This is a genomic window from Smaragdicoccus niigatensis DSM 44881 = NBRC 103563 (assembly GCF_000380645.1).
GTDB lineage: Bacteria > Actinomycetota > Actinomycetes > Mycobacteriales > Mycobacteriaceae > Smaragdicoccus > Smaragdicoccus niigatensis.
Window position 1 is genome coordinate 190890 of sequence record NZ_AQXZ01000019.1, and the last position, 25976, is coordinate 216865.

A 25976-nucleotide genomic window follows, 5' to 3' on the forward strand; every position below is an offset into this window, starting at 1 on the left:
GGGCATGTTCTGCCTGGTTCTGCACTCCCACCTACCCTGGCTGGCCAATCACGGCCGCTGGCCAGTCGGTGAGGAATGGCTCTATCAGTCGTGGGCGGCCTCGTATCTTCCCGTCGTTGACGTCCTTCGACGGCTCGGCGAAAAAGGCCACGAGAATCTGCTGAGCCTCGGCATCACGCCGGTGCTCGCCGCTCAGTTGGACGATCCGCACTGTCTCGAGGGTCTGCACCACTGGCTCGGCAACTGGCAGCTGCGCGCTCATGAGGCCGCCTTGCGGCCCGGCGGCCGCGATCTCGGCGCCCGTGAGCACGCGAATTCGGCCTGGGCGCTGCAGCAGTTCGAGACGTTGTGGCGGCACGGTGCCTCGCCATTGTTCCGCGAGCTCATCGAAGCGAACACCATTGAAGTGCTCGGCGGCCCGCTTGCACATCCGTTTCAGCCGCTGCTCGATCCTCGCCTGCGTGCATTTTCTCTTGCCGAGGGATTGACCGACGCGAAGACCCGCTGGGGTCGGAGGCCACGCGGTATTTGGGCTCCCGAGTGTGGCTTCACGCCGAGCATGGAGCACGGCTACGACCTCGCTGGAGTAAAGCACTTCATGGTCGACGGACCGGCGCTACACGGCGACACCACGCTCGGCCGCCCGGTCGGCGAGGCCGACGTCGTCGCGTTCGGGCGCGACCTCCCGGTCAGCTATCGAGTGTGGTCGCCGAAGTCGGGCTATCCGGGTCACGCCGCCTACCGCGACTTCCACACGTTCGACCACGCGACCGGGCTGAAGGCCTACCGAGTCACGAGCCGCAAGTCGACCGAGAAGGCGCCGTACGACCCACACCTCGCGGCCGCCGCGGTCAAGCAGCACGTCGACGACTTCGTGCACACCGTCGTGCGCCGCCTGTCGAGCGAATCCGAGCGGATCGGGCGCCCCGCGCTTGCGGTCGCCGCCTTCGACACCGAGTTGTTCGGCCACTGGTGGTACGAGGGACCGGCCTGGCTCGAGCAGGTTCTGCAGGCACTACCCGAGGCTGGAGTCCGCGTCGGGACCCTGACGCAAGCCCGCGCCGAAGGATTCGTTGGACAATCTGTCCACATTTCGGACAGTTCGTGGGGATCGGGTAAAGATTGGCGCGTGTGGGCGGGCGACCAGGTCGCTGATCTCGTCCAACTCAATGCCGAAGTCGTCGAGACGGCGCTCGCCGCGCTCGACAAAAACCCTTCCGAACTGCGTAATCGCACCAACGATCAACTCATCCGCGAGGCGCTCATGGCGGTGTCGAGCGACTGGGCCTTCATGGTGAGCAAGGACTCGGCGGCGGGGTATGCCCGTGACCGCGCCCACCGACACGCCCACGCGACACGCGAGATTGCCGAGGCCATGACCTCCGGCCAATTCGCCAAAGCAGAGCGACTCGCGCAAGACTGGAACCAAGTAGACGGCTTGTTCCCCGCGCTGGATGCCCGGCGGCTGCAGGTCTGAAGCTAGAAAACCGGCATGCACAAAGGAAAGCCCGACGTCGTGCGCATATTGCTTGTGTCATGGGAGTACCCGCCGGTCGTGGTGGGCGGTCTCGGCCGCCACGTTCACCACCTGGCGGTCGAACTCGCGGCCGAGGGTCACGAGGTCGTCGTGCTGTGCCGGCGGCCGAGCGGGACTGACGCGTTGACGCACCCGACGGACTCCATGTACGCCGAGGGAGTCCTCGTCGTCGCGGTCGCCGAGGACCCGCACGCGTTCGAGTTCGGCCAGGACATGCTCGCCTGGACGCTTGCAATGGGACACGCGATGGTCCGTGCCGGCGTCGCCCTGAGCAAACCCGGCATCGGCGAAGGCTGGACACCCGACGTCGTCCACGCGCACGACTGGCTGGTTGCCCACCCCGCGATCGCACTCGCCGAGTTCTACGACGTTCCGCTCGTCTCGACCCTCCACGCCACCGAAGCGGGCCGCCACAGTGGCTGGGTCTCGGGTCGGATCAACAAGCAGGTTCACTCCCTCGAGTGGTGGCTCGCCAACGAGTCCGACGCGCTCATCTGCTGCTCGCACTCGATGGAAGACGAAGTCACGCGCCTGTTCGGGCCCGAGCTCGCGCCGATCTCGGTGATCCACAACGGAATCGACGTCTCGACCTGGAAGTACCGGGAGCGTCAGCCGCGGCGCGGTCCGGCCACCTTGCTCTACGTCGGCCGCCTCGAGTACGAGAAGGGCATTCAGGACGCGATCGCCGCGCTCCCCCGGATTCGCCGCACCCACCCGGGAACGACGCTCGTCATCGCGGGCGAGGGCACTCAGTTCGAGTGGCTGCGTGAACTCACGGTCAAGTATCGAGTCGCCCGCGCGGTGACGTTCCTCGGCAAGCTCGACCACGAGGAACTACTCGGTTGGCTGCACGGCGCGGACGCGATCGTGCTGCCGAGTCGATACGAGCCGTTCGGAATCATCGCCCTCGAGGCCGCTGCAGCCGGAACGCCGCTGGTCACGTCCACCGCGGGTGGGCTTGGAGAAGCCGTCGTCGACGGCGAAACGGGCCTCTCCTTCGAACCAGGTGATGTCGCTGGACTGGCAATTGCCATCCGCCGACTTCTCGACGATCCCGAAGCCGCACAGGAGCGCGCCGAAGCCGCTCGTGCCCGCCTGACCGGCGACTTCGGCTGGCCGGTCGTCGCCGAGGCGACCTCGACCGTCTACCAGAGCGCCAAGCGCCGCGTTCGGCACCCGCTTGGCCGTCCGGTCATCATCGAACGGCCACTGCCCGAGCGGGACGTCTGACTCGACCTAACCGAGCGAGCACGTCCCGCCGCTGAGGGTGCAACTGCCCGCCGGCGAACGGCCGGTCATCGCCCGGAAATGATCGGCAATTCGACTTTCGGGGAGCAGCGAGTCATAGATCGCGACCTTTCCGATCGCGCCTTTGAAGAAGCTGTCCAGCGCCACTGTGCCGATATTGAAGACCGATCCTCCGGCCGTGGGCGTAATGCCATATTGCGACATGCACCCAGTGGGCAAATGGGACGCCATATTCCATTTCACACCGTCGACCCAGATGTTGATGCCGCCGATCTGCGGCCCACTGCATCCCGATGGTTGAGTCACTATCTGATACTGACCAACCACCTGGTGCCATTGTCCGGCTTTGATCGCCGAGGTGCCGTATTGCTGCCAATAGGCGCCCGCACCCAGGCCGGCGCCGGGGTTGAAGGCATAGGCGGAAATGCGGGAAGGCCGGTCGGTGCTCTGGTTGTACATCCGCGCGGCCCACTCGCAATCTGGGCTGTAGTTGGCGCATTTGCCCATCCAGTCCACGTAGCCGCTGAGATTCGACGGGAAATTCGCTACGTCAGGTCGTATCCATGCCTCGAACGTCAACTTTCCGGTGGTGCTGATGGAGAGCACGTTTTTCGACGGCACTTGCAGGTATTGGGAACTGCCGTTGAACACGACGACCGGATCAGAGTTCGGCATCGTACTGACCGCCGGCGTACCGCCGCGGTAAGCGCCGGTCAGGCCGCGTCCGGTCTGGTCTGTTTCGGTGCCACCTCCGCCGCGCATCACCCAGTACGCCGCGGGCGCATCGACCAGGACTGCCTTGTCGTACGCGCTCAACGTCGATGGGGCGCTTGCCGTGGTGGTGGGCGCTGTAGTGGTCGGCGCAGTGGTAGTCGTGGGCCGGGGTCTGAACTTGGTGAACTCTCGGTGGACCGGCGCGCTGTCCGCATGGGCGGTAGCGATTGCGGGAGCGATCAATGATGCGCCGACACACACCGTCGCGATTGCCGTGCGCAGGTGGCGCGTGGCGCCACTCGACCGCTTGGGGGTGAATGGCGAGCCGGGTGTACGCGGAGGCATCAAACGCTTTCCTTTCCGCCGGGCGTGCGGCCGCACGGCGAAATAGCCAGTGGTTTCACGCAGACTTTGACACCACCAATTCACTTTCGTCTCAGAATTCACATCAGTAACAGTGCAAAAGTGCACCCGCAAAGGCAGATTGACGGCATTCGAGAGCGGTGAGGCCGAATTCTTCGGACGAACGGGAGTGCGTCCCCGATTTCGGCAGTAAATCGGCACAACGCGTCCGGTTTTCACGTCATTTTCGATGCCCGAGCGAATTAGTCAGTGCGCGCGACATTCTCGCGTTTCGTTTGCTAAACAATAGCTGTGGCCGCGGTTTCATACATTTGAACGCACGACATTCAATGGATATACGCCCCGCGTTACATCGGTGTGATCCATACCACGAATGCGTTTTGGGCCTGGTAAATGGCTATTTCTATCCGAATACTTAGGCCCGAAACAGACTTTCGGTCAGTTTTCCGTGCCACAGAGAAACTTCAGGCACGTTGGGCATTTACTTTTCGGAGAGAATTAGCATGCAGGTTGCAGAGGCCATGTTGGCCCGACTTCCGCATCGGACAAGCGTTAGCCAAACGGTTGTTGGGGGCACCACCGCGAGCTGGCTCGCGCATCGGACGCTCCGATCGCGGAAGGCATCGTCCGTCGCGATCGTCGGGCTCGGCTACGTCGGGCTGCCGACCGCGCTGTCCTTCGCGGACGTCGGTGTGGAAGTCGTTGGCTTCGATATCAGCACCCCGCGCCTCACGGCGATCCAGAGTGCCAAGGTCGATCTTCTGCCACGCGACCTCACCCGACTCAAGACCCGTCTCACCAAGCCGAACACCTTCAAGCTCACCTCGGACCCGGCGGCGATCGCGACGACGGGCGGAGTGATCATCTGCGTGCCGACCCCGGTCGACAAGCACCTCAACCCGGATCTCACCGCCTTGGCGAGCGCTTGCAAGGCCGTGGTCGAACATGCGGCGGCGGGCCAGGTGATCGTCCTGACCTCGACGACGTACGTCGGCTGCACCAACGACATGCTCATCGAGCCGCTGCGCAAGCGCGGATTCACTCCCGGCGAGGACATCTTCGTGGCCTTCAGCCCGGAGCGGATCGACCCGGGCGTCGCCAATCACGCACCGGAAACCACGCCGCGCGTCGTCGGCGGCGCCACTCCGAAGTGCCTGGCTCGCGCCCTCGATCTGCTGCGCCCGACGGCGAGCGCACTGCATTCTGTCTCGTCGCCGGCCGCGGCTGAGATGACGAAGCTCGTCGAAAACACCTTCCGGGCCGCCAACATCGCACTGGCCAACGAATTCGCCGATGTCGCGCACGAACTCGACGTCAACATCATGGAGGTCATCGGGGCTGCGGCGACCAAGCCGTACGGCTTCATGCCCTTCTACCCCGGCGCCGGCGTCGGCGGCCATTGCATTCCGTGCGACCCGCACTACCTGCTGTGGCAGCTCAAGGCCCACCGCCTCGAATCCCCGGTGATCCAGTCGTCGATGAGCGGTATCGCGCTTCGGCCGGGCCGGGTCGTCGACCGGGTCCGCGAGCTGCTCGGCGATGCCGGAAAGCGGCTCGCCGGCGCACGCGTCCTGATCGTCGGCGTCGCATACAAGCCGGGCGTCGCCGACCTGCGCGAGTCACCGGCGCTGGAGATCATCGAGGAACTCGCCCGATCCCGGGCAAAGGTCAGCTTCACCGACTCGATGATCGACGAGCTGACGCTGCGCGCCACCGGCACCCTGACGTCGCTGTCCCACACGGACGCCGCTGCGCACGCATGGGATGTCGTGGTCGTCCACACCGTCCATCCACGCGAAGACCACCAATGGCTCGAAAGCGCTCCCGTCGTCCTCGACACGACCTTCCGTCTGAACCTTCCCGAGAAACACACGCTCTGATGGCTTTGCTGACCCATTCCCGGAGGCGGACCGCGCCTCCGGTTCCTCGCCCGGGCCTACCGACCCCCGCGCCCACCGCAGGGGCGAACAAGCACCGCATCCTGTGGACAGTGTTCGTGGCGCTGGTCGTCGCGATCTGCATCGTCAAGGTTCTCAGCTTGACGAACCTGATCACCGAGCCGGTGTTCGCGGCGTACAGCATCGCGGTCACGACGTTCATCCTGGCCCGCTTCGGATTCGCGCGCGTCTACCTCCGCGCGCTCAAACGTCGGAACGACACCGAAGACCTGGTCCAGGTGACCTATCAGCCGACCGTGGCGATCATCGTGCCGGCCTACAACGAGCCGGACATCGCGCGAACGATGAAGGCCTGTCTCGCTGCGGATTACCCGCACGACAAGCTGCGGGTCGTCGTCGTCGACGACAAGTCGACGGACGACACCCTCGCCATCATCCGGCGCACGGAGTCCGAACTCGACGACGAGCGACTGCTGGTGATCGCGCCTCCGGTCAACCAAGGCAAGCGACACGCGATTGGCACCGGCCTTGCCGCGCTACGTGCGGACGAGGGCGAGATCTGTGTCTTCATCGACTCTGACTCCCAGATCGAACCGGACGCGATCAGCGCCCTGATCCGGCATTTCGCGGACCCGGAGGTCGGTGCGGTCGCCGGCCACACCGACGTCGCGAACAAGTCGGTCAACATCCTCACGCGCATGCAGGCGATGCAGTACTTCATCGCGTTCCGCGTGCACAAGTCTGCCGAGTCCCTCTTCGACGCGGTGGGCTGCTGCTCCGGCTGCTTCTCGGGATACCGCCGCACGGCGCTCGAGCCGATCCTCGACGACTGGCTGGGCCAGACGTTCTTCGGCACCCCGAGCACTTACGGCGACGACCGCAGCCTCACCAACTTCCTGCTCCGAAACTGGAAGGTCGTCTACGCGCCGGACGCGCAGGCGTACACGAACGTCCCCGAGCGCATGAAACAACTGCTCAAGCAGCAGTTGCGCTGGAAGAAGAGCTGGATGCGCGAGTCCCTGCGGGCCGCGCGCGCCATGTGGCACAAGCACCCGGTGATGATCGCGATGTTCTTCGTCGGCGTGATCCTGCCGCTCGCGGCGCCGCAGATCGTGTTCCGCGCGTTCGTCGTGCAGCCGTACTTCCTGCACGAATTCCCGATCTGGTACCTGGGTGGAGTCGCGACGATCGCGCTGCTCTACGGCCTGTACTACCGAGCTCACCAGCGCGAGCCGCGGTGGTACCTCGGCATGTTCTTCACGCTGTTCTACACGATCGTTCTCGTGGTCCAACTCCCCTACGCGATGCTCACGATCCGCGACTCGAAATGGGGCACTCGATGACTCCGCCGAATGTTTCACCGACTGGTACCGGCCAGGGCAAGCACGCTGCGGTTCGCCAATCGCGACGTGTCGCGTCGCCGTTGATCACCGCTGTCATCGTCCTGCTGGTCCTGGCGTATCTGCTCGGTCCAGCCGTGTGGCAGTGGTCGACCGGTCAAACGAAGATGGCCGCGATGTCGAACGAGCAGGTCACCACGATCGACGCCAACGACATCGACAGCGCCCTGGTGGACAAGCTCGTGGCGGCTCCGACGAGCACGCAGTCCGGGCCGCTGATTCTCACGTACCACGACATCGGGTACGAGAAGGGTCAGTATCAGACCACGCCCGAGGCCTTCGCGACCCAGATGAAGCTGCTCGCCGACGCCGGCTGGACGACGATCTCGGCTGGGCAACTGCTCGACTGGCTCGATGGCAAACCGCTTCCGGCGCACAGCGTCATGATCACGTTCGATGACGGAACGCGCGGTGTGTGGAAGTATGCCGACCCGATTCTGGCGTCGCACAACATGCGTGCGATCTCCTTCGTCATCACCGGCTTCGTGGGAACCCACGAGCCGTACTACATGACCTGGGAGCAGATCGAAGAACTCCACTCCTCCGGCCGCTGGGACATCGAGTCGCACACGCACCTGGGACACCTCGAGGTCCCCGTCGACAGCAAAGGCACAACCGCGCCGTTCTTGACCAGTCTCATGTGGCTCGACAGCAAGAACCGCAAGGAAACCGTCGAGGAATGGCGCGACCGCGTCACCACCGACCTCAAAGAGAGCAAGGACGAGATCGCGCGGCACGGTCTGGGTGAGCCCACATTGTTCGCGTATCCGTTCTCGGCCAACCGAACCGACCCCGACGGCACGAGTCTTCTTCCTGGAGTTCTGGCGCCGATGTTCCGGGCGTCGCTGCTCGACGCCGGCGGTGTCGCGCGGACCACGACGCTGGCGAACCTGGCGTCCGGTGATGTCGCACGGATGGACATCACCAGCGATGTGACACCAGCAGTGCTGACGGACCGGCTGCTGGAGGCGAGCGGAATCGACCCACGCGGACTCCACCCGCTCGTGGGACCGAATCGGGTCAAATGGGCGACCGCGCAGGACACCGATACCGCGATCGCGGTGCCAGGTGCCGACGGCACGATCGAGTTCAAGAGTCGCGCCAACTACCAGCGCTACGTCTTCGCTCCGGTCGCGACCGCGATGTGGTGCACCTACACGGTGACCGCCGACATCGGCGGGTTCCAGCCCGATTCCACCAGCTCAGCCGGCTTGATCGCACTGCTCGAGGACGCCAAAAACCAGATCGACGTCTCGGTCAGCGGTGACGAGTTCCAGGTCCACCGTGGGCTCGACAACGACCTGGTCGCGGCCGGTGCCCTGGCGTTCGGCAGTTCGCATCGCGTTCAGATCAGCGTTTCGACCACTGCCGTCTCGGTGACGGTCGACGGTGTGCGGGTGTACTCGGCCACGATCGACGCACCGACCGGCGGCCACCGGGTGGCCGGAAGCGTTGCGGTTTATCAGGCGGCTAGTTCGGCGAGGCCCACGACGATCCGAAACATGACAATCTCCTGAGTGTGGTCTCACTTCGCCCAATAAGGGTCGTTGCTGCGGTGATCGCAGCAACGACCCTTTTGGTCGTCGGGGTATTGATCGTCCACTACCGTGATCGCGTGCTCCTGGCCGACTCGTTCGACGGACCGGACGGCTTGGTCGCCTCGGAATTCGGGCCCCCACGCGGCGGAAACTGGCTACTCAACAGCGGAACTCTCTACCGCACAGCCGGGTCCGGGTGGACCGGGGTGCCCGACGCGGCGTCGCAGCCGCCCGGCAACCACTCCGCGGTATTCCGGATGTACTCGGTGCGGGACGACTTCGGCGACATCGCAATCTCGTTGCGTCTCAAGGTCGCTCGGTTCGTCTCCAGCAAAGCGATGCCCGCCGAAACCTACGACGGCGCGCATGTCTGGGTACGTTATCGATCCGAACGCGAGCTCTACGCGGTGTCGGTGGATCGGCGCGACGGGCGGATAGTCATCAAGAAGAAGTGCGCCGGCGGGAAATCCAACGGTGGAACCTATTACGACCTAACACCGGAAACGCTCGCGCCGCCCATCCCGTTCGGGCAGTGGCAGGACATCTCCGTGACCGTCGCCGACCAAGACGACGGCAGCGTCCGAATCACCGCGAACCGCAACGGCACGGTTCTGGAGGCCATCGACCACGGCACCGGATGCGCGCCGCTCCGCGGACGCGGTGCTATCGGGATTCGCGGCGACAATGCCGAGCTCTTTTTCACCGACCTCAAGGTCACCGCGTACCGAGAAGGCTGAGCGGCTACTCGCCCTGGTTCGGGAGGCCCGCCTTCTTGCGCTCGATGTCCTCCAGCGCCGCGATGTACTTAGCGCGCTCTTCCGCACCGGCTTCCCAGGATTCCTTGCGGTTCTTCACCACGCGAGCCGGCGCACCGACCGCGATCGAGTAGTCCGGGATCTCGCCGCGGACGACCGCGTGCGCCCCGAGGACACAACCTCGCCCGACGCGTGTGCCGCGGGTGACGGTCACCTTCGTCGAAATCCAGCAGTCCGGTCCGATGCGGACCGGCGATTTGATGATGCCCTGGTCCTTGATGGGCAGGTCGATGTTGTCGACGATGTGGTCGAAGTCGACGATGTAGCTCCAGTCCGCGACGAGGGTCGAACCACCGATCTCGATATCGAGGTAGGCGTTGACGACGCTGTCCTTCCCGAATACGACCTTGTCGCCCAGACGCAGCGACCCTTCGTGGCACCGGATGGCGTTGCCGTCGCCGATGTGCACCCACCGACCGATCTCCATGCGACCGAGTTCGGGGGTGCAGTGCAGCTCAACACCCTTGCCCAGGAACAACATTCCCTTGAGCACGATGTGCGGGTTGGCCAGCCGGAACTTCAGCAGACGCCAGTATCGAACGAGGTACCAACGCGAGTACGCCTTGTTCCGAATCACCCAGCGCAGCGACGCCATCGTCAGGAATTTGGCCTGCTCAGGGTCGCGTCGGCGCGATCCGCTCCAACGCTTCCGTAGCGGAACACCCCACATCGTCGTCATTGCATGAAGGGTACAGAGTGTCCCACTGTGCTCGATGCGCGGACCGTCCTGCGCTCCGCTCCTCGCTCGTCCCTCGCTGCGATGCTCCCGCGGTCCTCCTTCCGCGGCGTCCTGCATGTCCCTCCGGCGCCCGCTGTGCTCGAACCACTAGTCTCGAAGAAGTGACCTGGGGACGACGCATGGCGACATTCGCGATCGCCGGAACCATGACTCTCGCGGCCTGCAGCTCCGGCCCGGGCTACGACAACCAACTCGGCGACGCCGCCTTCGCCGGCTCGCATGGCGATGCCCACAACTCGGCGAATTCATCGATCGAGGGGTCGCGCGCGCTCAAGTTCGCGTGGTCGCGTCCGATCGGTGCGCCCGTCGCTTCCGGCCTTGCGATCGCACCCGAAGGATTGATCTACACGACAGCCCGCACCAAAGCCGGCTGCAATGTGTTCGCGTTCCAGATCGAGTCGGGGCGCAAGAAGTTCTGCAACAAGATCAGCCCAGCGTCTTTCGCCAGCCGACCCATCTCCGATGCGGCCAACAACATCTACGTGGGCGACGACGGCGCAGTCCTGTCCTTCGCCGACTACGGTCCGGCCCGGTGGCGGACCGAGCTCACGGGTTCTCCCGTCGGATCGCAGTTCACGCCGGACGGCCACCTGCTGGTGGTCACCCAACTGGGCGAAATCAGCGTTCTCAACAGATACAACGGCACGCGGTTCGTGCCGTCGCTGAAGCTTGCCGGCGACCTCAACTACTCCAAGACACCAGACGTCCCGGAAATGTCGCCCACCGTTGGCCTCGATTCCTGCATCAGTGGCGGCAAGTGGTGCCTGACCTCGACGGTTCCCGCGATCGATCTCCCGACCGGCCGAGTCATCGTGACGTTCTGGCGGCCGAATACACCCGAGGCGTCGGTCGTCTCGCTCAAGTACACGAGCGGCGACAAGCCCGGCCTCAAGCAGGAATGGTCGGTTCCGGTGCTGTCGAAGGGCACCGCCGTCAGCCCGGTCATCTCCCCCGACGGCAAGACCGTGTACGTCGCCGACAACTCCGGAAAGCTGCGGGCTTTGGACGCCGCAACGGGTTCGACGAAGTGGTCGCACGATCTCGGATTCATTCCGCAGTACGGCCTTTCGCTCCAGGACGGCCTGATCGTTCCCGGCGGGTCGGAGGGCCACCTCGTCGCGATCCGCGATGCCGGCAAGAGTGCCGAGGTCGCGTGGGAACGCAAGGATGTCGAACTACGCGGAGCCCCGGTGCTCGCCGCCGGCGGCACCGGTTACATCGTCGCGCGCGATGGCGACACGGGCCTGGCGCTGGTGACCTTTGACGTGACGTCAGGCAAGACCGTCGACCACGACGCGCTACCCGGCGCCACCGGCACGACCCTCGCGACGTCGATCGGACCCGACAAACAGGTCGTCGTGGTGACGATCATCGGCGAACTGTTCACGTTCGCACCCTGAAACATAAAGAGCGGTTCCTAACCCCGCCGTAACACGTGCGACGCAGCCGCGTCACCCGGCCCTTGGACGCTCGACGTATGACGAGCGACACAAGAGCTAAGCAGCGGTTGCTCGTCGTCGGAAACGGGATGGCTGGCGCCCGCACGGTCGAGGAGATCCTCGCTCGCGGTGGCGCCGAACAGTTCGACATCACGATGATCGGCGACGAGCCGTACGGCAACTACAACCGCATCATGCTCAGCCACGTCCTCGCCGGCCACGCGAGCCTCGATGACGAGGACGTCGTCCTCAACCCGATGAGCTGGTACACCGAAAACGGCGTCAAGCTGTACGCCGGCGACCGCGCCATCCGTCTGGACCGCTTCGCCAAGGTCGTGACGTGCGAAAGCGGCCGCGAGGTCCCCTACGACATCCTCATCATCGCGACCGGAAGCACGAGCTTCTTCCCCAACATCGACGGCCTGCGCGAATCCGACGGCCGCCTGGGCCGCGGGGTCTTCGGCTTCCGGAACATCGCCGACACCAACGGCATGCTGCAGATGGCAGAAGCATCCGTCCCCGGCGAGGGCTCGGTCAACGCGGTCGTCATCGGCGGCGGCCTGCTCGGACTCGAAGCCGCCTACGGCCTGCGCACACAGGGCCTGACGGTCAACGTCGTGCACTCCCCGACCCACCTGATGAACCAGCAGCTCGACGAACGCGGCGGCAAGGTGCTGCGGACCGAGATGGAGAAACTCGGCATCGGCGTCCACACCGGCAAGCGCACGACCACCGTCCATCGCGATGAGAACGGGCACATTTCGGGCGTCGAGTTCGCCGACGGCGGCCGGCTCGCCGCCGACATGGTCGTCGTCGCCGCAGGCATCCGTCCCAGCACGAGCTTCGCGCAGTCGGCCGGACTCGTCGTCGAGCGCGGCGTCATCGTCGACGACCAGATGCGGTGCGAGGACGAGAGCAGCATCTACGCGGTTGGCGAGTGCTGTGAGCACCGCGGCGAGACCTTTGGCCTCGTCGCCCCGGTGTGGGAGCAGTCGGTGGTCCTCGCGGACTACCTGACGGGCGCGAAACCGCATGCGGCCTACCACGGCTCGGTCAAGATGACGAAGCTCAAGGTCGCCGGCATCGACGTCGCCGCCATGGGCGTCAAGGGTCCCGAGCACGAGGACGACGAGTTCGTTCAGTTCTACGAACCGAGCAGCGGCGTCTACAAGAGCATCGTCGTGCGCGACGACAAGCTCATCGGCGCGATGCTCCTCGGCGACATCAGCAAGGCCGGTTCGCTGCAGCAGGCCTTCGAGAATCAGATCGACCTGCCCAAGGAACGCATCAGCCTGCTGTTCGATCTGGGTCCCTCAGTGCCCGCCTCATCGGTCGCCGATCTGCCCAACGACGCACAGATCTGCAACTGCAACGGGGTCAGCAAGGGCACGATCACCGAATGCGTGCACTCGGGCGCGCACACCCTGTCCGATGTCGTCGCCCGTACCCGCGCCGGCAAGGGCTGCGGTTCCTGCAAGGGCATGGTCAAGGACATTATCGCGTGCGCACTTGGCGGCGCCCTCGCCGATGACCCGTCGGCCGACTGGTACGTCCCGTCGATTCCGATGTCCAAGCCCGAACTCATCGCCGCGGTTCGCGAGCGTGGACTGCGTTCGGTTTCCGAAGTCGTCGCGGCGTTCGCCCCCAACGGCGAAGACGCCAACACGAAGATGCCGCTGGCGTCGCTGCTGCGCGTGGTGTGGGGTCCGGACTGGGTTGACGAACGTGGCGCCCTGTTCATCAACGACCGCGTGCACGCCAACATCCAGAAGGACGGCACGTTCTCCGTCGTCCCGCAGATGCAGGGCGGCGTGACCACACCCGATCAACTGCGCAAGATCGCCGACGTCGCGGACAAGTACGCGGTACCGATGGTCAAGGTCACGGGTGGTCAGCGCATCGACCTTCTCGGCGTGAAGAAGGAAGACCTGCCGAAGGTGTGGCAGGACCTCGGCATGCCGTCGGGCTTCGCGTATGGCAAGAGCTTCCGCACGGTCAAGACCTGCGTGGGTAGCGAGTTCTGTCGCTACGGACTCGGCGATTCGACGAACCTCGGCATCGCGATCGAGCAGCGCTTCCAGGGCCTTGAAACCCCGGCCAAGCTCAAGCTCGCCGTGGCCGGCTGCCCGCGAAACTGCTCCGAGGCCTTGTGCAAGGACTTCGGTGTCGTCTCGATCGGTGACGGCAAGTGGGAGATCTACATCGGTGGCGCAGCCGGCGCACACATCCGTAAGGGTGACGTGTTCGCGACGGCCGATTCGGGCGAGGAAGTACTCGTTCTCGCCAGTCGATTCATCCAGTACTACCGCGAGAACGCCAGGTGGCTCGAGCGGACGTACGACTGGGTTCCGCGCATCGGTCTCGAGGAACTTCAGCGCGTTCTCGTGCGCGACGAGGACGGCATCTGCGCCGGTCTCGAAGAGCGTATGCAGAACTCGGTCGACGGCTACCGCGACCCGTGGGCGACCGACGCCGCGGCCCCGCGCTCGGTGGGCCAGTTCTCGTCCTCGCTCCCCCTGCTCCCACTACCGATGGTGCCGGTTCGATGATCCCTGTTTGTGGCTTGGACGAGCTCGTCCCCGGCGAACCCCGGACCTTCGTCGTCGACGGCGCTCAGGTCGCACTGTTCCGCATGGCCGACGATTCGGTCCGCGCGCTCAACGCGATCTGCCCGCACATGGCCGGTCCCCTGACCGACGGCCAGTACGACCAGAAGGTCGTGGTGTGCCCGTTGCACCAATACGCGTTCTCGTTGGACACGGGCGAGTGCACGACGCCCGAGATTCCCGCCGTCACCTGCTATTCGACGCAGGTGATCGACGGGAAGGTCGTCGTCGGCGTCTAGCGTTCGACTTCGGTCAGAAGGTCCGGGTGGACGACGCCGTCGGTCGCCGTCAGCGGCGCACCGACAATCGCGCACAACGTCGGCGCCACGTCGACCAGCGACATCGGCTCCGTGCGGCGTCCCGGACGGATACCCGGTCCCTTCACGATGGCCAGGCCTCGATCGTTGTGGTCGCCCGTGCGGTGCTTGAGGTACCGGATGCTGACCTCGCCGATCAGCGGCGACGCGACGCGCGAGATCGGCGCCTCCCGATTCCACTCGACGAACAGGTCGGGCAATCCGTCGTCGAGTGACCGTTCCAGGACGCTTTCGGAGCGAATGACGGCGTGCACGGCCGGACGACCGGTCTCGACGTTCCGCAGGTCCAGAAGTGCGCGCTTGATCTCCTCGCACACAGCGTCGTAATGCGCCCCGGGCTCGACGAGCCCTTGGCTCTCGCGTCCCACGACACTGAGCCGGATCGCGCCGACAGCGGTGTTCCCCGGAATCTGGAAGAACCGGCGATCCGGTCGCGGTGCCGGACGCGGGTTCCAGTTCAGGAACCGGCGGTAGGCCGCGGCGATCAGTCCCTCGATGCGGCTCTGCACGGCCGCTCGAGCCTGCGCGACAACACTTCGCGGCCCTCGAGAGGCCTCGTCGATCCGGAGAAGCACGGTGTCGAGAAGGTGCTCACCGTCGTAGTGCGGGCCCATGCCGTGGTTGAACTGCAGCCACACGGTCGTGTCCTCGCCGGCGCGGGCGAGGTGCTCCCCGAGCGAAGCATCGAGTCGCGAGTAGACCTGGACCACCGGGTCGCCGATCGCGGCGCGAACATCGGCATCGTGGCGCGGATGGCCGGCGTCGTGCAGGTGCCACATCTGGTGGCCGACACAGTGGCTCTCGCCGAGGACCGTCATGAACAGGTCCCACGGTTCGCGGTCGAGCAGCGACAGGGAAGCCTTTCGCTTTGCCTCGACCCCGTCGAGCAGCTGCGTCAGGAGTTGCTTGTTCTCATCGAGAGTCCGATGAATGCCCGCGCGGTGCGTCGAATCGCAGGGCGCGAACTGCTCGGCACCATGCGGTCCGGACTGGCACCCGATCGGATGGGGGCCCGCGATCGCGTTGATTTCGTCGAGCAGCGCCGCCGGGTAGGACTCGGTGCCGAAGTGCCGATCGTGGCAGCCCCACTCCTTGAGGAGCAGGCCGTTCAGCTCCTTGGGGATGTCGGCGTGCGGAACGTCGAACGCGCAGACGCGCCGGCCCGAGTCCGACACGTGCTGCCAGAACGGCGCACGACGGCTCTCGCGCGGTGTCGTCTGACGCAGCTTGTACGTGTCGGGATCGACCTCCACCCAGTTCCAGTACCGGTGCGTGCCGACGTCCGCGCCCGTGGAGATCGTCATCCACGAGGCTCCGACGTACGTGCCGTACGGCGCCACGGTGTCGACGACCGCGCCCTCGACGAGCAGTTTGGCGAGGTTCGGGCAGTGGCCGTCACGGGCCAGTTCCTGAATGAGTCCGGCGTCGCAGGCATCGAAGGCGACGAACAGAACCTTGGGCTCGTTCACAGATCCCCCTGGTCGAGTTGTCAAAAGTTGAACCAACGATATTTCAGGACGATTCAGATCTATAGGCGGGCCACGATTGATCCCGGCCCGCGGCCTTCGCGCGATACATTCGGCGATCCGCTTCGTGCAGGAGCGTCTCCAGATCCAGCATGCCGGTACCAGCGCCGGCCACTCCGAAGCTCGCGGTGACCTGCTGCGACGAGGGCAGGAAGGCAAACGCCTCCGACGACAATCGAATACGCACCCGCTCGGCGAATTCGAACCCGTCGCCGCCTTCGGACGTGGCCAGCAGGATCGCGAACTCCTCACCACCGAGCCGACCGACGAGGTCGATATTGCGCGCCGATTCCCGGAGCAAGCGGCCGAATTCCTGCAGTACCTCGTCTCCCGCCCGATGCCCGAAACGGTCGTTGATCTGCTTGAAACGGTCCACATCGCACACGATCATCGCGACCGGAGCCAGCCGCGGGTCATCGATCATCCGTTGTGCTTCCGCGAGGAAACCACGCCGATTCAGCACCCCGGTCAAAAGATCCGTGTCGCGTTCGGTGCGCAGGACGTCGATCACCCCGGCGACCTCCTGCCACACCGTCGTCACGGTCGCGGGCACCAGAAGGACCGCGAAGATTACGTACACGGGTGTCACGAAGATGTTCGTGCCGAAGCGTGCGCCCGCAGTGAGTGCTGCCGCGGAGACGCCGAACCAGGTCCGCGTCAGGCACCAGGCGGCCAATCCGATCAGGAAGAAGAACAGCACCGGATCGCCGCGGCGCCCATTGGTAAGGAGGCGCCCCCGGAGAACCGACCGAATCGACACCGCAGCGGTGACGTAGTCCTCGACGCGGACCCGCCCGACGGCATCCGGCCGGATTGCTGAGAACCACACCTCGCCCACGACCGCCACGACAACGACGCCCAGGACGAACCCGCGGCCGAGGGTGCTTCCCGCGCGCCGCGCGAAGGCCTCCATCGACAGGATCGCACCAGCGATCATGCAGAAGCCGGCGACCACTTCATCGGGCACCGCGCCCGGGAGAAAGTCTCCGAACGCCACGGCCAGGCCCACGGCATAGGTCATGGCGCCGCCGAACATCAGAAGCAGGTAACGGCGTCGCTTGTCGAGCGACCACGCCCAGAAGACCGCGAGACCCGCGAAGAAAACGAGAACAGCCCCGACGGCAGCCCACACCAGGCTTAGGGAATCAGCCGTCACTGCCTGCCCCTACCGCGAATTCGTTGCCGAGATGCTTTTCAGCCTACTCACCTCAGGGACTGGCGCTTCCTGCTTCGCAGATGAACACCGTCGCATCGCGGCCGATCCGGGTGATGACGAGGCTGAACGCGGCTCCGCCCCGCAGTTTGAGTCGCTTGCGCAGCGCATCGGGATCGACGTCGACTCCGCGCACCAGGATTTCGAGCGCGCCACATCCGAGCCGCTGCAGATCCTGTCGAAGGACCTTCTCGTTGAACGACGTTCGACTGACGATCCGAAATCCGCGAACGCCGGGCGGTACTCGGTCGCCGGTCAGGTAGGCGATCCTTGGATCGAGTTGCCACAGCCCGTGCCGCGCCGCGTAGTGACGCACCAGACCAGCGCGAACGATCGCGCCGTCCGGGTTGATGATCCACTCTCCTGGTTCGCGCTCGGGAATGTCATCGGGTTCGGCATCGGTCACGGTCAGGACCCCACCGGAACTGGTCAGCACGGTCGCGCGGCGCCCGGCGGTGGCCAGTCCCGCCGACCACAGGCACGCCTCACGCACCCCGCCGTCGAGGGAGACGATCTCGACCTCACCGTCCCACTCGAGGCTGTCGTAATCGATCCCGGGGGCGCTCTTGATCGCGATGTCGCGGCCTCGGTAGACCTCACGCACAGCGCTGAGTGGCGGTTCGAGCGCCTCCGGGTCGAAGACCCGTTTGCCACCGGTTCGGCGTCCTGGGTCCACCAGCACGACCGCATCCCGCGAGCAGGGACGCAAAGCATCGGCACGTGCGAACAGCACGTTCGGCACATTGTTCTGAGCCATCCGCAGACGGACTTCGTCGAGATCGCTCCCGATTGCCCGGCCCACGTGATGCGCGACTTCCGTGCCGATCGAGCAAGTGACGTCGTGAATGGTGCGACCGCGCAGGCGCTCGGCTCGATGCTTCGCGACGATCGAGGCCGTCGCCTGCTGGAGCGCATCCGCGGTGAAGAGCCAGTTCTCGGCGCCGTCGATCTTTCCGGCTGCCTTCCCGCGGAGCGAGACGGTTTCGAGGATCGCGCCCGTGCGATCGCCGAACCTCTTGCGCGCGGTTTCCAACCCGGCGAAACCGGCAAGATTCAAGGTGCGCGCAAATGCGAGCGCCTCCCTGCCAGGCTCGCTGGTCAGGAAGGCGACATCGTCAAGGGAAAACTGGTACGTCAGGAGGGCTTCACTCCGGTGATCAGCACGTTGTAGAAGAACCCGCGCGGCACGACGTGACGGAGGATCTTCTCGTCCACCCAGGTGAGCGTGCGCCAGCCACCGAATGCGAACTTCGCCCAGCCCCAGCCCAGCTTCTCGGCCGGGACCGCAGCCTGGAAGGTCCGGACCGGCCAACCGAGCATGGCCGCGGCGAACTCCTCCGAGTGCGCGTGCACACCGGCGGCGCCGGCTGCGGTCGCGATGCGCTCGAGGTCGGCCGGCGAGAACGTGTGCAGGTCGACAACGGCTTCGAGCGCAGCCGCGCGCGACGACTCGTCGAGTTCGGCCTGGGGACGACGCCAGCCGTTGAGGAAGGGAACCTTGGTGACATTCGTCGTGGCTTCCCACGTCACCCGACTGAGCCAGCGCGCGTAGAAGTTGCCGACAGTCGACGGCTCACCGGCGAACACGAAGCGTCCGCCTGGCTTGAGGACGCGCAGAACCTCGCGCAGCGCCTGCTCGACGTCCGGGATGTGGTGCAGTACCGCGTGTCCGACGACGAGGTCGAAGGTGTTGTCCTCGTAGGGAATTCCCTCCGCGTCCGCGACGCGACCGTCAACGTCGAGGCCGAGGTTCGCAGCGTTCCGCAAGGCCACCTTGACCATGCCCGGAGAAAGGTCGGTAACCGAGCCCTTCTCGGCAACGCCGGCCTGCATGAGGTTGAGCAGGAAGAAGCCCGTGCCACAGCCGAGCTCGAGCGCACGACCGTACGGAAGGTGCTGCTTACCGGCGACCGCGTCAAAGCGACCGCGTGCGTAATCGATGCACCGATCGTCGTACGAGATCGACCACTTGTCGTCGTACGTCTCGGCTTCCCAGTCGTGGTAGAGCACCTGCGCGAGCTTGGTGTCTTCCAATGCCGCGGCCACTTCTTCCGCGGTGGCGTGCGGGTTCGGGGCCGGGTCTTCGGTATCCGGTACCAGCGACAGGCGGCGAACCGGCTCGTGGCTCGAAGTCATGCCCAGCAGACTACCTGTATGGGACATGGCGTACCTAACCGCGGGCGGCCACCGGACCACTCGCCAGGAACGCTTCCAGCAACTGCCGCCGTTCGGCTGTCGACGCGAGATCGGAGAACTCTTGATCCTCTACGGTTTCCGCCGAGAGCACCCGCTTGACGGCACCGACCGCCGCACTGGGGGCGTGCCGCATCCGCATCGCCCACGCCATGGCTGCGGTGTACACATCGTCGGGAGCCACGACCTCGTCCACGAGACGCAGCGCCTTCGCCTCGTCCGGCTCGACGAAGCGGCCGGAGAACACGAGGTCGCGCACGTTGCTCTCGCCTACCAAGAACATGAGGCGCTCCAATGTCCCACCGATGGGAATCCCGCCCTGATGGACCTCACCGAAGGCGAGCTTGACGTTGTCCCCGATGATTCGCCAGTCGGCGCACAACGCGAGTCCCGCACCGCTGCTGATCGCGTAACCACTGATGGCCGCGACAACGGGCTTCGGCAGCTGCGCCACCGCATCGAACAGATTCTGCACCGAAGCAGCGAATCGACCCGCCTGCGCAGCGTCGAGATCGAGAAGCTCACGCGCATCGTCGCCGGCGGAGAACACCTTGTCACCGCCGTACAGCACGACCGCGCGAACCGCCGGGTCGGCGGCCAGGTCGTGTACCGCATTCGCGAGTTCGGCGCGCGCCGACACGGTCAGCAGGTTCAGTGGAGCGTTGTCGAGGCGCAGCGTTGCGATCCCGTCGCCGGTCACCTCGACCGACACGAACTCCGCCGAATTCCCCGTCGCTCCGCTCGCCCTAGGCACGGAAGTTGCCAACCACTTCGAGGTAGTCCGCCGCATTCGGGAAGTCGAGCGCACCGTGGCCAGGCCGCGGTTCGATCGCGGTGATGATGCGCTCGGCTTCGAGAACTTCCGCGATGAGGCCGAACTCCGCGAGGTCGACGATCTGGGCCCAGGTCGGCGGCATGAGGATGGCCTGCCCGGCCTTCCAGATCTCGAGAAGCCCGGCCGGTGTGTACCAACCCGTCTCGGCGGCCTCGGTCGTCTTGCCGTCGGCAGCCTGATTCGCCGGCAGTTCAGCGACGAAGAACCGCACGTCATACCGGCGCGGTTGCCCGACGGGCGTGATCCAGTTCGACCACGGGCGCAGCAGGTCCGCGCGCAGGAAGAGGTTTTCCGCCTGCAGGAATTCCGCCATCGAGAGCGTTCCGGCAGCCAACTCGGCACGCGCAGCGAGGAACTGCGAGGGGTCGGCGACCGTCTCGGCGTCGGCGCCGGCGAGGAGCACGCCGCACTCTTCGAACGTTTCGCGGATCGCCGTCACGACGAGCCCCCTGGCCAGACTCTCGTCCGTCCCGAACTGGCCCGCCCACCACGCGGCGTCCGGACCGATCCACCGAACACCCTCGTCGAGGTCCGAGTCGGACATGCCGCCGCCGGGGAACACCGTCATCCCCGCGGCGAAGGCCATCGTGGACGCCCGGCGCTGAACGAACACTTCAATCCCCCGCTCGCCCTCCCGCACGAGAAGAATCGTCGAGGAGTGCTTGGGCACGGGAATCTCGGTCATTGCGGTCCTATGTAAGCCATGGAGCGATCCCGACGCGCGAAGAAGCGGCCGTCGGACGTCGATTCCACGACGATAGCCTGCTGGAACGCCTCGCTGAGATTCTCGCTGCTGACGACCTTGTCCATCGGTCCGTGGGCCACGACCTCGCCATCGCGCAGGATGAGCGCGTGTGTGAAGCCCGGCGGAATCTCCTCGACGTGGTGCGTCACGAGCACGGCGCCTGGCGAATCGGGGTCCTCCGCCAGATCCGCGAGCCGAGCGACGAGCTCCTCACGTCCACCGAGGTCCAACCCCGCAGCCGGCTCATCGAGAAGCAGCAGTTCGGGGTCGGTCATGAGGGCGCGGGCGATGAGCACGCGCTTGCGCTCACCCTCGGACAGGGTTCCGTACACGCGCCCAGCGAGGTGTTCGGCACCGAAGTTCGACAGCATCGCCATGGCGCGCCGATTGTCGATCGCGTCGTAGCGCTCCCGCCAACGACCCAGGACGCCGTAGCTCGCCGACATCACCAGGTCGGCCACCCGCTCGTCGTGCGGGACCCGGGTCGCTACCGCCGCCGACGACAGACCGATCCGCGGCTTCAACTCGGTGATGTCGACGCGACCCATGGTCTCCCCGAGGATTGAGGCAGTGCCCGACGTCGGGTGCAGTTCCGCGGCCGCGATGCGCATGAGGGTCGTTTTGCCGGCACCGTTCGGGCCGAGAATGACCCATTTCTCTTCGGCCTGGACCTGCCAGCTGACCGGCCCGACCAACGTCGTCCCGGATCGGCGGACGACGACGTCCGTGAAGTCGATCAGGAGGTCAGGGTTCGTAGCCACGAATCCCATACTTGCGCACATTCAGCGGCGATTCACGCTTGGCCCCGGTGAGTCTGGTCCCACTCCGACTGATCCCACTGCGTCTGATCCCATTGGGCGATGACCGTTCGCGCACCAGGGGCCACTTCCGTGAATCCAGCGTCGTGCACCGCGACGGCTCGACCGTCATCGACCGCCCGGCACAGCCGATCCCACTGCTCCGCATCGGCCTCGGCGACCACGACCGGATAGCCCGCACCCGCCCATTGCGCGACGGTGTCGAATGGCAGCGCAGCGGCCAACAGCATCGAGGCATGCCCGACCTGAGCGGCGCTCTTGCCAACGGTCATTTCGAGTCGCGGATCGATCCACAACACCGGGTGGGGTGAGACCACCGAGCGGGTCGTTCCGGGCGGAAGCTCGGTGCCGCCGATCTGCACTTTCTTCACCCGAGGGTCAACCCCAACGACACGGCCCGGCACGAAGGCTCGCGCCTGCGCATCGCCGACTTCGACTGTGACTCCGGGAACGTCCTGGACGGCTTCCCATTGCGCTCCGCGAGCCCGCCGCGCGACCTTGCGGATGCGGGCGTCCATCCAGGCGACGAAGTCGTCGTGCCACTCCCCGCCTTCGCCGACGCGTTCGTCGAGGCACAGACTCACCACGGACGACGCAGCGGCGGCGAGAAGGTCGAATCGGTCTACTGGGCGTTGCTTCGGGATGTGCAGAACCATCTGCATCGCCAGCACGTCCGCCGGATCCTCGGGATCGACTGCACCCCGATATCCCCTGGCCAGAAATCCGTGCCGGGCACGGAACCCGGGGTCAGTACTGGTCAAGCGGAACCCGGGTTCCGAACAGTCCGTCGACCGCGTCCGCCGCCTCGACCTCCGAACGCGTGACACCGAGAACGAACAACACCGCATCGAGGTAGGGGTGAGACAGCGCGGTGTCCGCGACTTCGCGCAGCGCGGGCTTGGCATTGAATGCGATGCCCAGGCCGGCCGCGTTCAGCATGTCGATGTCGTTGGCCCCGTCACCGACCGCCACGGTCTGCTCGATGCGGACACCGACGTCGGCGGCGAATTCGCGCAGCGACTCGGCCTTCGCCGCCCGGTCGATGATCTCGCCGACGACCCGACCGGTGAGCTTTCCGTCGACGATCTCGAGCACGTTGGCGCGCACGAAATCGAGTTCGAGTTCGCGCGCGAGACCCTCGATCACCTGAACGAAGCCGCCGGACACGACGCCGCAGCGGAAGCCGAGACGCTTGAGCGTCCGGATCGTGGTGCGGGCGCCCTTGGTCAGCTTGAGGTTGGCGGCGACTTCGTCGATCACCGACTTGTCGAGTCCGGCGAGCGTCGCGACGCGTCGGTGCAACGATTCCTCGAAGTCGATCTCCCCGCGCATGGCCGCGTCGGTGATTTCCTTGACCTGCTCTTCGACGCCGGCGTGCGCCGCAAGCATCTCGATGACCTCGCCCTGGACCAGCGTCGAGTCGACATCGAAACAGATGAGGCGCTTCGATCGACGGGCGAGACCGGCCCGCTCGACGGCAACGTCGACGCCCTCCCGAACCGCGACCTCGGACAGTGAAGTCCGCAGCTTCTCGTCCGCGTCGGCGCGTTTGCTCGTCGCGGTGACGAGGAGTTCGAGTCCGGTGATCGGGTAGTCGGCGATGCCACGGATGGTCTCGATGTTTGCGCCCTGCTCGGCGAGCTTGCGCGCGATCGCACTGAACGCCTTCGCCGACACCGGGCTGCCGAGAACGACGACCGCGTGTGTCGGTTGCACGCGCTGGCCTGGTTCAGCGCCGACCTGGACGTCGACGTGCATGCCAACCGTTGCCATCGCCTGCTCGAGCTGCTCCTGCAAATCCTCGCAGTTGGGGTGACACCGGATCAGCACACCGAGGGTCAACTGACCGCGGATAACGACCTGCTCGATGTCCAGGAGGCTGACATCGTGGCGTGCGAGCGCCGCCAACAGGACCGAGGTGACGCCGGGACGGTCCTGGCCGGTGACCGTGATCAGAACCGTCGTATCGGTGACAGCCACGCGCCCGGTCTCCGTTCTCCCAGATGAATTCAGCGAGGTCACCTTATCGCGAACCGGCCGCCGGGATGGATCGGTGGACAGAAAGGGAAACACGCCCTCCACACAGCAAAGTGCCCCGATCCGCCGGATCGGGGCACTTTGACGAGGTCTTACTTGCTGTAAGCCTTCACTTCTTCCATGAGCTCGGCTGTGTGCTTCGCCGAACCCCAACCGATGTGCGACTCCGCACGCATCCGCTCGAACATGTGCGGGTAGTGCAACTCGAACGCCGGACGCTCCGAACGGATACGCGGCAGCTCAGTGAAGTTGTGGCGCGGCGGCGGGCAGCTGGTGGCCCACTCCAGCGAGTTCCCGTAGCCCCACGGGTCGTCGACCTTGACCTGCTCGCCGAAGCGGAAGCTCTTGAAGACGTTCCACACGAACGGCAGCGTCGAGGCCCCGAGGATGAACGCACCCGTCGTCGAGATGATGTTCAACGTCGTGAAGCCATCCGTCGACTGGTAGTCGGCGTAACGACGCGGCATACCTTCGTTGCCCAGCCAGTGCTGAACGAGGAAGGTCGTGTTGAAGCCGATGATCGTCAGCCAGAAGTGAACCTTGCCCAGACGCTCGTCCATCATGCGACCGGTCATCTTCGGGAACCAGAAGTAGATACCGGCGTAGGTCGCGAACACGATCGTGCCGAAGAGGACGTAGTGGAAGTGCGCGATGACGAAGTAGCTGTCCGACACGTGGAAGTCCAGCGGCGGGCTCGCCAGGATGACGCCGGACAAGCCTCCGAACAGGAACACCACGATGAAGCCGACCGAGAAGAGCATCGGGGACTCGAAGGTGAGGTGGCCCTTCCACATCGTGCCGATCCAGTTGAAGAACTTCACACCGGTCGGGACCGCGATGAGGAACGTCATGAACGAGAAGAACGGCAGCAGCACCGCACCGGTGACGTACATGTGGTGCGCCCAGACCGCGACGGACAGCGCCGCGATAGCGAGCGTTGCATAGACGAGGGTGCGGTAACCGAAGATCGGCTTGCGGGCAAAGACCGGGAAGATCTCCGAGACGATGCCGAAGAACGGCAACGCGATGATGTACACCTCAGGGTGGCCGAAGTACCAGAACAAGTGCTGCCAGAGCAGCACACCGCCGGTCGCCGGGTCGTAAATGTGCGCACCGAGGTTGCGGTCGATCGCGAGACCCATCAGGGCTGCGGTGAGCAGCGGGAACGCGAGCAGCACCAGTAGGCTCGTGACGAAGATGTTCCAGGTGAAGATCGGCATCCGGAACATCGTCATGCCCGGGCAGCGAAGCACGATGACGGTGGTGATCATGTTGACACCACCGAGGATGGTGCCGAGACCACCGACGGCCAGACCGAGAATCCAGAGGTCCGCACCGACACCCGGCGAGTGCACGGCGTCAGTCAACGGCGTGTAGGCCGTCCAACCGAAGTCCGCAGCACCACCCGGGGTAATGAAACCGGCAGTCGCCATCGTCGCACCGAACAGGTACAACCAGTAACTGAAGGCGTTCAGACGGGGGAACGCCACGTCAGGCGCGCCGATCTGAAGCGGCAGCACCACGTTCGCGAAACCGAAGACGATCGGCGTCGCGTAGAACAGCAGCATGACCGTGCCGTGCATGGTGAACAGCTGGTTGAACTGCTCGTTCGACAGGAACTGAAGTCCCGGAAGGGCGAGTTCCGCACGCATCAGCAGCGCCATGAGGCCACCGATGAGGAAGAACGCGACCGATGTCGTCAGGTACATGATCCCGAGCACCTTGGGATCGGTGGTCGTGATCATCTTGTAGAGATACGACCCCTTCGGTCCCACCCGCTGGGGGTAGGGCCGGCCCGCGGTGAGCGTGGGCTGTGGCGCTACGGCAGTCACTAGTCCTCCTGGATGCGCGTCCGTATCTCGCGACCGCCTCGGCCGAGGACACAGGACGTCCAAATTGCTTGCGCTATTCCGCATCGTAGACCGTCGAACGGCCTTCCGTGGGCGCGGTCCTACTTTATGTCGTAATTCCAAATTCTCCGCCATTGCAAGAGCG

The 25976-nt window shown here is 65.3% G+C and carries 21 protein-coding genes; 9 read left to right on the forward strand and 12 right to left on the reverse strand.

What is annotated here, in order from left to right; genetic code table 11:
- Window positions 1-4: 4 nt before the first annotated feature.
- Entirely contained in the window at window positions 5-1477 is a 1473-nt protein-coding gene (locus F600_RS0122065; RefSeq protein ID WP_040632389.1) for a 1,4-alpha-glucan branching protein domain-containing protein, read from the forward strand.
- 39 nt (window positions 1478-1516) lie between these two features.
- Window positions 1517-2767, forward strand: a complete 1251-nt coding sequence (locus F600_RS0122070) for a glycosyltransferase family 4 protein (protein WP_026306834.1) — start codon at window positions 1517-1519, stop codon at window positions 2765-2767.
- Window positions 2768-2773: 6 nt separating this feature from the next.
- Here the strand turns inward: F600_RS0122070 and F600_RS29370 are convergent, their stop codons facing one another.
- Window positions 2774-3946 (reverse strand): LamG-like jellyroll fold domain-containing protein, encoded by a 1173-nt coding sequence (locus F600_RS29370; protein WP_156024768.1) that lies wholly within the window; start codon window positions 3944-3946, stop codon window positions 2774-2776.
- Window positions 3947-4365: 419 nt separating this feature from the next.
- Here F600_RS29370 and F600_RS0122080 point away from each other — a divergent pair, with 419 nt between their 5' ends.
- From F600_RS0122080 to F600_RS0122095, 4 genes are read left to right on the forward strand one after another with little or no spacing between them, the layout of a single operon-like run.
- On the forward strand, window positions 4366-5742 hold the full coding sequence (locus F600_RS0122080) for a nucleotide sugar dehydrogenase (protein ID WP_018162835.1): 1377 nt from the start codon (window positions 4366-4368) through the stop codon (window positions 5740-5742).
- Complete coding sequence (locus F600_RS0122085; protein WP_081628976.1) at window positions 5742-7103, forward strand: glycosyltransferase family 2 protein; 1362 nt, start codon at window positions 5742-5744, stop codon at window positions 7101-7103. The genes F600_RS0122080 and F600_RS0122085 overlap by 1 nt, the downstream gene beginning before the upstream one ends.
- Window positions 7100-8677, forward strand: coding sequence for a polysaccharide deacetylase family protein (locus F600_RS29375; RefSeq protein ID WP_018162837.1), 1578 nt, complete (start codon window positions 7100-7102; stop codon window positions 8675-8677). The genes F600_RS0122085 and F600_RS29375 overlap by 4 nt, the downstream gene beginning before the upstream one ends.
- Before the next feature lie 38 nt (window positions 8678-8715).
- Window positions 8716-9435 carry a hypothetical protein gene (locus F600_RS0122095; protein ID WP_018162838.1) on the forward strand — a complete coding sequence of 240 codons (720 nt, stop codon included), beginning with the start codon at window positions 8716-8718 and terminating at the stop codon, window positions 9433-9435.
- A 4-nt stretch (window positions 9436-9439) separates the two neighbouring features.
- On the opposite strand, the gene F600_RS0122100 is transcribed toward F600_RS0122095, so the two are convergent.
- Window positions 9440-10192 carry an acyltransferase gene (locus tag F600_RS0122100; RefSeq protein WP_018162839.1) on the reverse strand — a complete coding sequence of 251 codons (753 nt, stop codon included), beginning with the start codon at window positions 10190-10192 and terminating at the stop codon, window positions 9440-9442.
- Between the two features lie 161 nt (window positions 10193-10353).
- On the opposite strand from F600_RS0122100, the gene F600_RS0122105 reads away from it, so the two are divergent.
- From F600_RS0122105 to F600_RS0122115, 3 genes are all read left to right on the forward strand, one after another.
- Complete coding sequence (locus tag F600_RS0122105) at window positions 10354-11652, forward strand: outer membrane protein assembly factor BamB family protein (RefSeq protein ID WP_156024769.1); 1299 nt, start codon at window positions 10354-10356, stop codon at window positions 11650-11652.
- Window positions 11653-11729: 77 nt separating this feature from the next.
- The gene (gene nirB, locus F600_RS0122110; protein WP_026306836.1) at window positions 11730-14240 is read left to right on the forward strand and encodes a nitrite reductase large subunit NirB; all 2511 of its coding nucleotides are present in this window, start codon (window positions 11730-11732) and stop codon (window positions 14238-14240) included.
- Window positions 14237-14536, forward strand: a complete 300-nt coding sequence (locus tag F600_RS0122115; RefSeq protein WP_026306837.1) for a Rieske (2Fe-2S) protein — start codon at window positions 14237-14239, stop codon at window positions 14534-14536. The genes nirB and F600_RS0122115 overlap by 4 nt, the downstream gene beginning before the upstream one ends.
- Here the strand turns inward: F600_RS0122115 and F600_RS29380 are convergent.
- The 10 genes from F600_RS29380 to ctaD form a co-directional block, all read right to left on the reverse strand.
- Window positions 14533-16083, reverse strand: a complete 1551-nt coding sequence (locus F600_RS29380) for an alkaline phosphatase family protein (protein ID WP_018162843.1) — start codon at window positions 16081-16083, stop codon at window positions 14533-14535. The genes F600_RS0122115 and F600_RS29380 overlap by 4 nt on opposite strands.
- Window positions 16084-16126: 43 nt before the next feature.
- Window positions 16127-17296: a GGDEF domain-containing protein gene (locus F600_RS0122125; protein WP_026306838.1), complete on the reverse strand. Its 1170-nt coding sequence runs from the start codon at window positions 17294-17296 to the stop codon at window positions 16127-16129.
- A gap of 52 nt (window positions 17297-17348) precedes the next feature.
- The gene (locus tag F600_RS0122130) at window positions 17349-18491 is read right to left on the reverse strand and encodes a THUMP-like domain-containing protein (protein WP_026306839.1); all 1143 of its coding nucleotides are present in this window, start codon (window positions 18489-18491) and stop codon (window positions 17349-17351) included.
- Entirely contained in the window at window positions 18488-19489 is a 1002-nt protein-coding gene (locus F600_RS0122135; RefSeq protein WP_018162846.1) for a class I SAM-dependent methyltransferase, read from the reverse strand. The genes F600_RS0122130 and F600_RS0122135 overlap by 4 nt, the downstream gene beginning before the upstream one ends.
- A gap of 34 nt (window positions 19490-19523) precedes the next feature.
- Window positions 19524-20258, reverse strand: a complete 735-nt coding sequence (locus F600_RS0122140; RefSeq protein WP_018162847.1) for an enoyl-CoA hydratase-related protein — start codon at window positions 20256-20258, stop codon at window positions 19524-19526.
- Between the two features lie 34 nt (window positions 20259-20292).
- Window positions 20293-21066 (reverse strand): NUDIX hydrolase, encoded by a 774-nt coding sequence (locus tag F600_RS0122145; protein WP_018162848.1) that lies wholly within the window; start codon window positions 21064-21066, stop codon window positions 20293-20295.
- The gene (locus F600_RS0122150) at window positions 21063-21896 is read right to left on the reverse strand and encodes an ABC transporter ATP-binding protein (RefSeq protein WP_018162849.1); all 834 of its coding nucleotides are present in this window, start codon (window positions 21894-21896) and stop codon (window positions 21063-21065) included. Before F600_RS0122150 ends, F600_RS0122145 begins: the two co-directional genes overlap by 4 nt.
- Window positions 21897-21919: 23 nt before the next feature.
- Window positions 21920-22705, reverse strand: a complete 786-nt coding sequence (locus tag F600_RS0122155) for an aminoacyl-tRNA hydrolase (protein WP_245541606.1) — start codon at window positions 22703-22705, stop codon at window positions 21920-21922.
- Window positions 22692-23924 carry a phosphoserine phosphatase SerB gene (gene serB / locus F600_RS0122160; protein ID WP_018162851.1) on the reverse strand — a complete coding sequence of 411 codons (1233 nt, stop codon included), beginning with the start codon at window positions 23922-23924 and terminating at the stop codon, window positions 22692-22694. Before serB ends, F600_RS0122155 begins: the two co-directional genes overlap by 14 nt.
- A gap of 149 nt (window positions 23925-24073) precedes the next feature.
- Window positions 24074-25813: an aa3-type cytochrome oxidase subunit I gene (gene ctaD, locus F600_RS0122165; RefSeq protein ID WP_040632283.1), complete on the reverse strand. Its 1740-nt coding sequence runs from the start codon at window positions 25811-25813 to the stop codon at window positions 24074-24076.
- Window positions 25814-25976 lie beyond the last annotated feature (163 nt).

Bases quoted from the DNA above. Each gene is read 5' to 3' on its own strand.
- F600_RS0122065 (WP_040632389.1), top strand. From the start codon at position 5: ATGTTCTGCCTGGTTCTGCACTCCCACCTACCCTGGCTGGCCAATCAC.
- F600_RS0122080 (WP_018162835.1), top strand. From the start codon at position 4,366: ATGCAGGTTGCAGAGGCCATGTTGGCCCGACTTCCGCATCGGACAAGC.
- F600_RS0122085 (WP_081628976.1), top strand. From the start codon at position 5,742: ATGGCTTTGCTGACCCATTCCCGGAGGCGGACCGCGCCTCCGGTTCCT.
- F600_RS29375 (WP_018162837.1), top strand. From the start codon at position 7,100: ATGACTCCGCCGAATGTTTCACCGACTGGTACCGGCCAGGGCAAGCAC.
- F600_RS0122100 (WP_018162839.1), bottom strand. From the start codon at position 10,192: ATGACGACGATGTGGGGTGTTCCGCTACGGAAGCGTTGGAGCGGATCG.
- nirB (WP_026306836.1), top strand. From the start codon at position 11,730: ATGACGAGCGACACAAGAGCTAAGCAGCGGTTGCTCGTCGTCGGAAAC.
- F600_RS0122115 (WP_026306837.1), top strand. From the start codon at position 14,237: ATGATCCCTGTTTGTGGCTTGGACGAGCTCGTCCCCGGCGAACCCCGG.
- F600_RS0122135 (WP_018162846.1), bottom strand. From the start codon at position 19,489: ATGACTTCGAGCCACGAGCCGGTTCGCCGCCTGTCGCTGGTACCGGAT.
- F600_RS0122145 (WP_018162848.1), bottom strand. From the start codon at position 21,066: ATGACCGAGATTCCCGTGCCCAAGCACTCCTCGACGATTCTTCTCGTG.
- F600_RS0122150 (WP_018162849.1), bottom strand. From the start codon at position 21,896: ATGGGATTCGTGGCTACGAACCCTGACCTCCTGATCGACTTCACGGAC.